This is a genomic window from Mycobacterium sp. (assembly GCF_032159765.1).
Taxonomy (GTDB): domain Bacteria; phylum Actinomycetota; class Actinomycetes; order Mycobacteriales; family Mycobacteriaceae; genus Mycobacterium.
In genome coordinates this window covers 62,200-70,131 of sequence record NZ_JAVHWM010000002.1, presented here as the reverse complement: position 1 = coordinate 70,131, position 7,932 = coordinate 62,200, and the positions used below count along the sequence as shown (strand labels likewise).

The window sequence follows — 7,932 nt, the reverse complement described above, 5'->3', positions numbered from 1 at the left end:
ACCCGGTTGTTTAGTACGGGTATTCGCGCTCGCGATGCGTCGTTGCGGGCGGGGGCGCGGCCGGCGGGCTGAATGAGTTTCCACCCGTCGGATTCGGTGCGTTTTGGCTCGGCGACACGGACGGTGCCGAGCTGGAGGGTGTCGTGGTTGAAGTCGTGGACGGGGGCTCGTTACCCTTGCCACCGCAGGCCGCGGTGAGTCCACCCGTCGCGATGATCACGACGGCGGCTGCGACACCGGCCACGCGCCGGGCCAAGCGAGGTGACTGCATGAATTCATTCCTATCTGTTCCACCGGTTAACCGGCCTCGATAAGGAAAATGTACACGTCCTGCACCGATGCTGTCTGGCGGCTGAGCAAATGCGTTGCCGAGTCGGCTACTGCTGCGAAGGGCACGACACGTCGACGAAGACGGTGGTGCGCTGGTTCGGATCGATGATCGCTCCCGAGTCGTCGACGTTCGAATTGTTCAGGCCGTGCAGACCCGTCACTGTGCACTTCGACAGCGATCCGCTGACCGTTCCGTTCAGTCGAACGTTGAAACCCTTGTCCTGCAGACTCTTTACCGTATCGGCCGCCGACCCGTCGGAGGGAAAAGCGGTTGCCGCACCGGCGAGTCCGAGAGCGCCTGCGGTCAGTGCGCCGAAGGTGACGGTGGCGATGATGATCTTCTTCATGGTCCAACTCCTTTGTTGTCGGGCTCGCGTGGTGTGTGAAAACGCGATGGCGACCCCTACAACGGGCACCTCGCCAAGGAGGTTCAAAGGAATTTCGGGCAGTTACAGGGTCTTGACGGCAAGCGGCGAATCGGAACCGGTGATGCGAATGTCGACACTGCGGATCTGCGAGGTGGGGATCACTGTCGCCGCCGACAGGCCAGACGCCTCGTCGCCGGCGGGACGCCACGACCCCACCGAGGTTTGCTTGCCGTCCAGGGTGGTGACCACCAGGTCGTAGCTGGCGACATTTCGGGACCAGTCCTTGGTGTACTGACAACTCCAGTCCAGCCGGGTTCCCCATTGCTTCTCGCTGACGGCGAGCTCGGCCGTGATCCCGCCGCGGCCAGCGGGTGTCATCGCCTGCAGCGACGGGCCGGCCGGTGATTGAGGGCGCCCAAAGATCGTCGAGGAGACAATGACGCCGACAGCGAGGAACGCGGCGGCGGTCGCGGCCATCACCGTGATGACGTTCCGGCGGGTTCGCCGCTGTCGCTTCTCCGCGGCGCGGGCCAGTGACGGCATCAGATCCAGCGGCTTGGCGTCCTGGCTACCGCCACTGGGCTCCGCGTCCAATGCGAGCGCCTCCTCGGGGCTGAGAGCATTGAGAATCCCAGGCAGGCCGGCGAATTCGGTGAGGCCCTCTGCAGCCTGCGGGTTATCGGCGAGGAAGTCTTCGTATTCGAGCCGGTCCTGTGCGCTGAGCGCGCCGAGCACGTAGGCCGCGTCCCAGGTCGCGATATCCCTGTCATCGGTCACTGGATAACCCCCTCTCCTGCAACGCATTTCGCAGCGCCTTGAGCCCGTAATGAAGCCTCGATTTGACTGTTCCTTCGGCGATCTGCTCGTGTTCGGCGATGTCGGCGACGGTCTGCCCGAGGTAATAGGCGCGGACCACCACGGCGCGATGGTCCTTGGAGAGCGAGAGCAGCGCATCGGAGACGATCCACTTGGTCAGCGCAGGATCGATGGCGTCTTTTTGATTGCGCTCCGGAACGACTTCGGTGCTGAATTCACGGGTATACCGCGAGCTGCGCCGATCGTCGATGACGACGTTCCGCGCGACAGTGAACAGCCAGGCTCGAGCCGACTCGGATGGTTGTTCGAGCAAGTCGGGCTTCTTCCATAGCCGCAGCAATGACTCCTGCACCACGTCCTCCGCGAATTGTGTGTCACCGTTGGTTAGTCGCAGCACGTACCGCATGAGCGCAGGGCCGTGCTCGTCATGCACGGCTTTCAGCAGCTCTGCGTGCTCCTCACCGCTCATCGCATCGCGGTCCTTTTATGTTGTGACTATCCAGGTGGCACAACGATTCGCCGACGCCATCCGTTCAAACCTACTGCGGTTACTGGGGCTTGGGTTCGTGGATCCGGTTGATGATCGGTATTTTTTCGATGATGCGGTCCCGCAGTCGGGGTTGCGGTTGCGGCTGCGGTGCCGCCGGTGCGGCATAGTCGGGCACCGTGGGCGGTGGCGCCACGTACGCGGGCTCGGGCGGAACATTGGCCGGTGGCGCGGGCTCCATCGGGCCGTATACCGGTGCGGGCGCAACAGGGGCAGCGTCGATGAGCGCCTCACCGGGTATCGCATCTGGCACCGAAGCCGCTTCCGCCACAATGGTTTCCGGCGCCAGCGGCGGGGGTTCGGCGGGCGGCGCCTGAGGAGGAGGTGGCGAAGCGGGCGATGGCAAGGCGTCGGGTGCCGGCACAGCCGCCGCAGGCGCGGCTGCCGCGGGTGGTTGGTCGTCGGGGCTCGGCCTCGCCGCGGAGGTCAGGCGAAGGCCCAGTGCGGCCGATACCGACACGACGAATGTCAGCACGGCAGCGACGAGCACGCTCGTCAGTGCCCCGACGCGGGTGTTGAGCTTCGGCAGCCGTCGGCTGCGGTGTTCACGGCGCTCGTCGGCTGCGGTGAGAACGCCGTCGGGTACGGCAACCGCAGGCTCGGCACCCGAAATCGCCCACGCCGCGGCCAAAGCGGCGCCTCGCGCCATCGCTCCGTCGGCCTCCGCGGCTGAAACGATCGACGACGGGGCCGCATCCTGTAGCAGCGCCACCACGAGGTCGAGGTCGTCAGCCGAACCGAGCACAAAGGTGGTGTCCGGCGTCCAGCCGGGCGGCTGCAGCAACGAGGACATGTCGCGCACGAGTTCGTCGATATCGTCGTCGATCCGCGCGATGCGGTCGGTCTGCGTCGCAGCGGAACTGACTGTCGCAACAAGAACTTCCTCCGGCTCGACGATGCACGCCGCGACGTCAGTCGATCCGGCAAGGTCCTTCAGTGCCTTCGCCAACGTTGCCACGGCGTCGGACTGCGAGACGGCGATGAAATTGTCGAAGCCCGCGTCTGCGAGGCCCTGCAGAACCAGTGTCCCCTCGGCCGACGCCGCGTCCGTCCAGACCACGCCGATCGAGCGAAGTCGGCCAGCGAGGTCAGTCGCGACGAAAGGATTCTCGAAAAGGAGTTCGGCCACACCGCGCGCGTCGTCCCGGCCGAACGTCCGGATGGCGTCGATGTCCACGGCGTGGTGACCAACGGTCTCGCCCTCGCCGGCCGTGCCCTCGACGACCACGAGGCGGGCGGCCGCAGACGTGATGGACAGGCCGAGCACTACGTCCACAGATCTGTCTCTCGTTGGGTGTCGAGTTGGGTCTGAGGCTACCGCTGCCCCCGTCGGACGGCAGAAGGGGTTCCAAGGCCTTGTGAGCTGGATCACACGCGGATGGGGAGTCTGCTGACCGCCACAATCGCCCGCCGGCATTGACCCCAGCGGGCTGTCGGCCCGTTGTTCCGGCCGAAGACCACTGGGGCCTTCACATTGCACAGATTGGAACGCAGAGTCATGCATGCGAAATTGCTTGTGATTACGGGTATCGCGGCCGCAGGATGCGTGGCCGCCATCAGCTCGGCGGGGGTCGCCTCAGCGGCTGAGTCGGCCGCAGTGACGATCGGTCAACTCGAAGCTCAGGGTTTCGACGTCAAGGTCAGCCGGATCGGCAGCGCGCCCCTGAACCAGTGCGTGGTCACCGACATCCGCAACCCGCGCGAGGAGACCAGGCTCGTTCGCCGCGGGGACGACCTGGTGCGCGAAGTTGTCGCGCGCCACATCTTCGTGACAGTGGATTGCTCACGCTGAATTTCAGCCTTGCTGTACGACGTTGCCCTGACCGGACTTGTTGATGCTCGGTGAACCTGACTGATACGTGACCTGGTTGTCGAAGCCAGAGGCTTCGATGGCGTCGACGTTCTCGATCGTGATGACGTTCTTGATCCCGGAGACCGTCAGGCTCGCGCAGTGGCCAGTGATCGCGACCGTGTTGGAACTCCCGCTGACGTTGACGGCGCTGTCGTTACACGCGAGGTTCACGTTCTTTTCGGATCCGAACACGCTGAGCTGCCCGCCGGGGGGCGCGACCTCCGTGGGCTGGCTACTGGGCGCTGGTGTTGCCGTGCCCGATCCGCTGGGTGACCTGGTTGCCGACGCAGTTCGAGAGACGCTCGGACGGCTTGTCGAGTAGGTGACGGTGGTCGTCTTGTTGTTGGACGACATGTAGACGAAGACGCCCGCCCCGATCGCGACGAGGACGACAACCGCTGCAGCGACGATGAATCCGACACCCCGGAAGCCCGCCGACATCGACGTGACCGGGCCGGGCACTGGTGCGGGATAGGGGATGGAGCCAGCGGAGTAATCGGGGTAATGCGGGGGTGACGGCGCCGGCGGTGGGGTGTAGGACGATTCGGTGGACGGCGTGACCCCTAACTCCGATGCGCGGGCCACGTCGGAAAGCGGGCGTTCGAGCTCCCTGATCCGGGCCTCGGGATCGTCGTCCTGCGGGTTCATGCGCCGAATGCTGCCACACCTACGGCGCTGCGGCCTAGGCCGTGCGGGCGGGCAGGCCGTAGCGGCTGCGGAGGGCGTTGAACTCCCGCTCGAATCGCTCGGTGAGCGCGGCGCGTTCGTCGTCGGGAGCCCAGCAGGCTTCGATGCCGTCGAGGCTGATCTGTTCCATCTCGGGGACTGTCCATCCGAATGCTTTGGACACGGCCACATAGTCGTCGGCCACGCTGGTCGCCGTCATCGCGGGATCGTCGGAGTTCACCGTCGCCAGCACTCCACGCGCGCGCTGTTCGCGAATCGGGTGGTGTGCGACGTCGGGCACCACGTTGGCTATCAGCACATTGGAGAGCGGGCAGACAGTGAGCGGAATACGTTCGGCGACAACCTGTTCGGTGAGCGCGGGATCTTCGAGCAAGGTCACGCCGTGATCGATGCGCTGGCAGCCCAGCTCGTCGAGCGCGATGCGGATTGTCGTGGGCGGGCCGTCCTCACCGGCATGGATGGTGCGATGCAGGCCGAGCATCGCGGCGCGCTGGAAAGCCGGCGCGAACGCATGGTGGTCGATGCCCTGTTCCACCGAGTCGCCACCGATGCCGATCAGCACGTTGCGATCCTGGCGGGCAGCGAATTCCACCATCTCCATCGCCTTTTCGGGCCCTGACGGCTTGTCGACGTCGAGAATCATCCGGCACCGGATGTCGAGATCGGCTTGCGCATCGGCAACTCCTTGCCTGATGCCCTCCCAGATCACATCGATCGACTGGCCTTCGTTCAACCGGAAGCCGGGCGAGAAGAACATCTCTCGATAGCGCACTCCGGCGGTGACAGCATCTTGCAGCGATTCGTAGGTGACGCGCCGATAGTCGTCGGATGTGACGAGGCTCTGCATGATCAAGTGGAAGACGTTGAGGAATTCGTCGAGATTCTTGAACGCGAACAACTTGTTCACGTCGTTGACGGGCAGTTTGATGTTGTTCTTGCGAGCCAGCTCCGCAAATGTCGCCGGCCGTACCGTTCCCTCCAGGTGCGCATGCAGCTCGACTTTGGGCAGTGCCTTCACCAAAGCGGCGGGCGCAGGTGCATTCAGCGAGCCGGGCGCGCCGTGAGCTGGGCTGACAGTGGCGGCACCGACGCACAACGCGGTTGCCGCACCGACTTGGAGGAATTCGCGTCGCTTCATGGCAACACACCATCACAGGCGCCGTTGTCAGGCAAACACCCCAAGTCTGTGAGTCAGAACGCGTCGGGGTCGTTCTGCACCGCGACAGGAACCGGGTGCTGATACAACCGGGAGGCGTTCTCCCAGGTCACTTTCCGGATCACCGAGTCGGGGAGCCCGCCGATCTGCTCGTGGATCGTACGTTGAGTATGCGGCCACGTGGAGTCGCAGTGCGGGTAGTCGGCTTCGAGCAGGATGTTGTCGGTGCCGATGCGCTCGTGCTGGACGAACGACGACTGATCCTCCACCGCGCAGAACCAGAAGTTGCGCTTGAACACCTCCGCAGGCGTCAGCTGCTCGCCGAGCGCTCTCCACGTCCCATACATCTCGTGGTAGCTCAGCATATGGTCAAGCCGGTCCAAAAGCCCTGCAACCCAACCGATCCCACCCTCGGAAAGGCAGATCTTCACGTCCGGGTACCTGGTACACACGCCCGAGTACAGCCAGTCCACCGCCGCGGTGATTGCGTAGGCGAAGAACAGCACCCCTGCCACATCGGGCGGAGCGTCGTCGGTGGTCGAGGGTGACGTGCCGGACGATCCGATGTGCAGGTTCACCACCGTTCCGGTCTCCGCGCACGCCGCGATCAGCGGGTCCCAGTGCCCGGAGTGGATTGTCGGCAATCCGAGCATCGCGGGGTTCTCGCTGAATGTCACCGCGTGATACCCGCGTTCGGCATTCTCGTAGATCATCTTCGCGGCGACTTCGGGGTCGAGCAGCCACGGAAGTTGACACGGGATGATCCGATCGGGATACGCGCCGGCCCACGCCTCGATGTGCCAGTCGTTCCATGCCCTGACCGCGGCCATCGCGAGCTCGCGGTCGGTGGTTACCTGCTGCAAGCGCTGGCCGGCGAAGCCCGGGAGAAAGGACGGGAAGTTCAGCGACGCATACACTCCGTTGACGTCCATGTCCTTGACGCGTTCGTGGATATCCCAAGCACCCCTGCGCATTTCGTCGAATCGGGCTGGTTCGAAACCGAACTCGGACACTGGTCGTCCGACGACGGCGTTGAATCCGACATTGGGCAGCTCGTGCCCGTCGTACAACCAGGTCTGTCCTCCGTCCTCGGTGTCGACCACCCGCGGTGCGCGATCGGCGAACTTGCGCGGCAGCCGGCCTTCGAACGTGTCGGGCGGTTCGACGATGTGGTCGTCGACGGAGATGACGGTGTAGCGACGCTCGGCTCGCGGCGGTTCGGGCAGGAACGTGACGGTACGATCTGCGCCCGTCTTTGCTGTGGTGAAGTTCAGGTTCGCCGAGAGGTCGTCGATGGACTTCATGGGCTGGATCCTTTCCCGTGATCCTTTGTCGCGCTACGCCAGAACGCTGCGATCGGCATTGATGGTCATCCGGGCGGCCCCCGCCCAGTACACATCGGCGGCGCGTTCGATCAGCGATGCCTGCATGCCGATCATGTCGCCGCGGTTCATTCTCGACGGTGTCCGGCCCGTCACCATGACGTCATAGGCCAGCCTGCACACGCGCTCGATGGACACCGCCCGGTACACCGCTTCGGCCAGGTTGCGGCCGGTGGCGATCACGCCGTGGTTAGCCAGGATCACGAGGTTGGCAGATCCGATCTGCCCAGCGAGTTCCCTTGCTCGCCAAGGTGTATCGATCTCGCCGTCGTAGTTCTCGACGAGATACATGTCATCGAGGAAAAGCGAGCCGGTCTGGTGAACGAGTTCGGGCAGCGTGCCCAGGGCCGCGATCAGGCTGACGTAGTACGGGTGGTTGTGGATCACCACCCGCGCGTCGGGCCGGATGCGGTGCAGCTCGGTATGGATGTGGATCGCAGGCGTGACGTCCCACCGTCCGCGGACCACACGCGCGTCCTCGTCGACCACGCAGATATCGGACGCGGTGAGCTCCTGCCACCACAGTCCCCATGGATTGACGTACATGGAGTGAGGCTCGTCCGAGCGACCATCCAGCGCGGCGCTGGAGCCGTCGGGCTGCCAGGTGATGTGCCCGGCCATGTTCTCGGCGAATCCGACGTCGGCAAGGTGGCGGAACGCCACCGCCATCTGCTGTTCGTCGGTGAGGTCGACGCCGATGGGCGGCACCTTGGACGGGGCCCACACCTCGAGGCCACCTCGCCGCACTTCGTCTGTTGTCATTTTCTCGACTCCCACTCGCTCCGGTCCTCGCT

General features: G+C 64.7%; 9 protein-coding genes. 1 reads left to right on the top strand and 8 read right to left on the bottom strand.

Annotated features, from left to right (window positions below):
* Positions 1 to 377: 377 nt before the first annotated feature.
* From QOH60_RS00440 to QOH60_RS00425, 4 genes are all read right to left on the bottom strand, one after another.
* Positions 378 to 677 carry a hypothetical protein gene (locus QOH60_RS00440; protein WP_526415943.1) on the bottom strand — a complete coding sequence of 100 codons (300 nt, stop codon included), beginning with the start codon at positions 675 to 677 and terminating at the stop codon, positions 378 to 380.
* A gap of 102 nt (positions 678 to 779) precedes the next feature.
* Positions 780 to 1,475 carry an anti-sigma factor gene (locus QOH60_RS00435; RefSeq protein WP_526415941.1) on the bottom strand — a complete coding sequence of 232 codons (696 nt, stop codon included), beginning with the start codon at positions 1,473 to 1,475 and terminating at the stop codon, positions 780 to 782.
* The gene (locus QOH60_RS00430) at positions 1,465 to 1,983 is read right to left on the bottom strand and encodes an RNA polymerase sigma factor (RefSeq protein WP_526415939.1); all 519 of its coding nucleotides are present in this window, start codon (positions 1,981 to 1,983) and stop codon (positions 1,465 to 1,467) included. The genes QOH60_RS00435 and QOH60_RS00430 overlap by 11 nt, the downstream gene beginning before the upstream one ends.
* A gap of 79 nt (positions 1,984 to 2,062) precedes the next feature.
* Positions 2,063 to 3,337 carry a DUF7159 family protein gene (locus tag QOH60_RS00425; protein WP_526415937.1) on the bottom strand — a complete coding sequence of 425 codons (1,275 nt, stop codon included), beginning with the start codon at positions 3,335 to 3,337 and terminating at the stop codon, positions 2,063 to 2,065.
* 222 nt (positions 3,338 to 3,559) lie between these two features.
* On the opposite strand from QOH60_RS00425, the gene QOH60_RS00420 reads away from it, so the two are divergent.
* Positions 3,560 to 3,853, top strand: a complete 294-nt coding sequence (locus QOH60_RS00420; protein WP_526415935.1) for a hypothetical protein — start codon at positions 3,560 to 3,562, stop codon at positions 3,851 to 3,853.
* 3 nt (positions 3,854 to 3,856) lie between these two features.
* Here the strand turns inward: QOH60_RS00420 and QOH60_RS00415 are convergent, their stop codons facing one another.
* The 4 genes from QOH60_RS00415 to QOH60_RS00400 are packed head-to-tail and all read right to left on the bottom strand — an operon-like array spanning position 3,857 to position 7,900.
* Positions 3,857 to 4,561 (bottom strand): DUF3060 domain-containing protein, encoded by a 705-nt coding sequence (locus QOH60_RS00415; RefSeq protein WP_526415933.1) that lies wholly within the window; start codon positions 4,559 to 4,561, stop codon positions 3,857 to 3,859.
* 34 nt (positions 4,562 to 4,595) lie between these two features.
* Positions 4,596 to 5,738: an adenosine deaminase gene (gene add, locus QOH60_RS00410; RefSeq protein ID WP_526415931.1), complete on the bottom strand. Its 1,143-nt coding sequence runs from the start codon at positions 5,736 to 5,738 to the stop codon at positions 4,596 to 4,598.
* A 53-nt stretch (positions 5,739 to 5,791) separates the two neighbouring features.
* A complete protein-coding gene (locus tag QOH60_RS00405; protein WP_526415929.1) occupies positions 5,792 to 7,060 on the bottom strand; it encodes an amidohydrolase family protein in 1,269 nt (422 codons plus the stop codon).
* A gap of 33 nt (positions 7,061 to 7,093) precedes the next feature.
* Positions 7,094 to 7,900 carry a class II aldolase/adducin family protein gene (locus QOH60_RS00400; RefSeq protein ID WP_526415927.1) on the bottom strand — a complete coding sequence of 269 codons (807 nt, stop codon included), beginning with the start codon at positions 7,898 to 7,900 and terminating at the stop codon, positions 7,094 to 7,096.
* Positions 7,901 to 7,932 lie beyond the last annotated feature (32 nt).

Bases quoted from the DNA above. Each gene is read 5' to 3' on its own strand.
- QOH60_RS00440 (WP_526415943.1), bottom strand. From the start codon at position 677: ATGAAGAAGATCATCATCGCCACCGTCACCTTCGGCGCACTGACCGCA.
- QOH60_RS00430 (WP_526415939.1), bottom strand. From the start codon at position 1,983: ATGAGCGGTGAGGAGCACGCAGAGCTGCTGAAAGCCGTGCATGACGAG.
- QOH60_RS00420 (WP_526415935.1), top strand. From the start codon at position 3,560: ATGCATGCGAAATTGCTTGTGATTACGGGTATCGCGGCCGCAGGATGC.
- QOH60_RS00415 (WP_526415933.1), bottom strand. From the start codon at position 4,561: ATGAACCCGCAGGACGACGATCCCGAGGCCCGGATCAGGGAGCTCGAA.
- add (WP_526415931.1), bottom strand. From the start codon at position 5,738: ATGAAGCGACGCGAATTCCTCCAAGTCGGTGCGGCAACCGCGTTGTGC.
- QOH60_RS00405 (WP_526415929.1), bottom strand. From the start codon at position 7,060: ATGAAGTCCATCGACGACCTCTCGGCGAACCTGAACTTCACCACAGCA.
- QOH60_RS00400 (WP_526415927.1), bottom strand. From the start codon at position 7,900: ATGACAACAGACGAAGTGCGGCGAGGTGGCCTCGAGGTGTGGGCCCCG.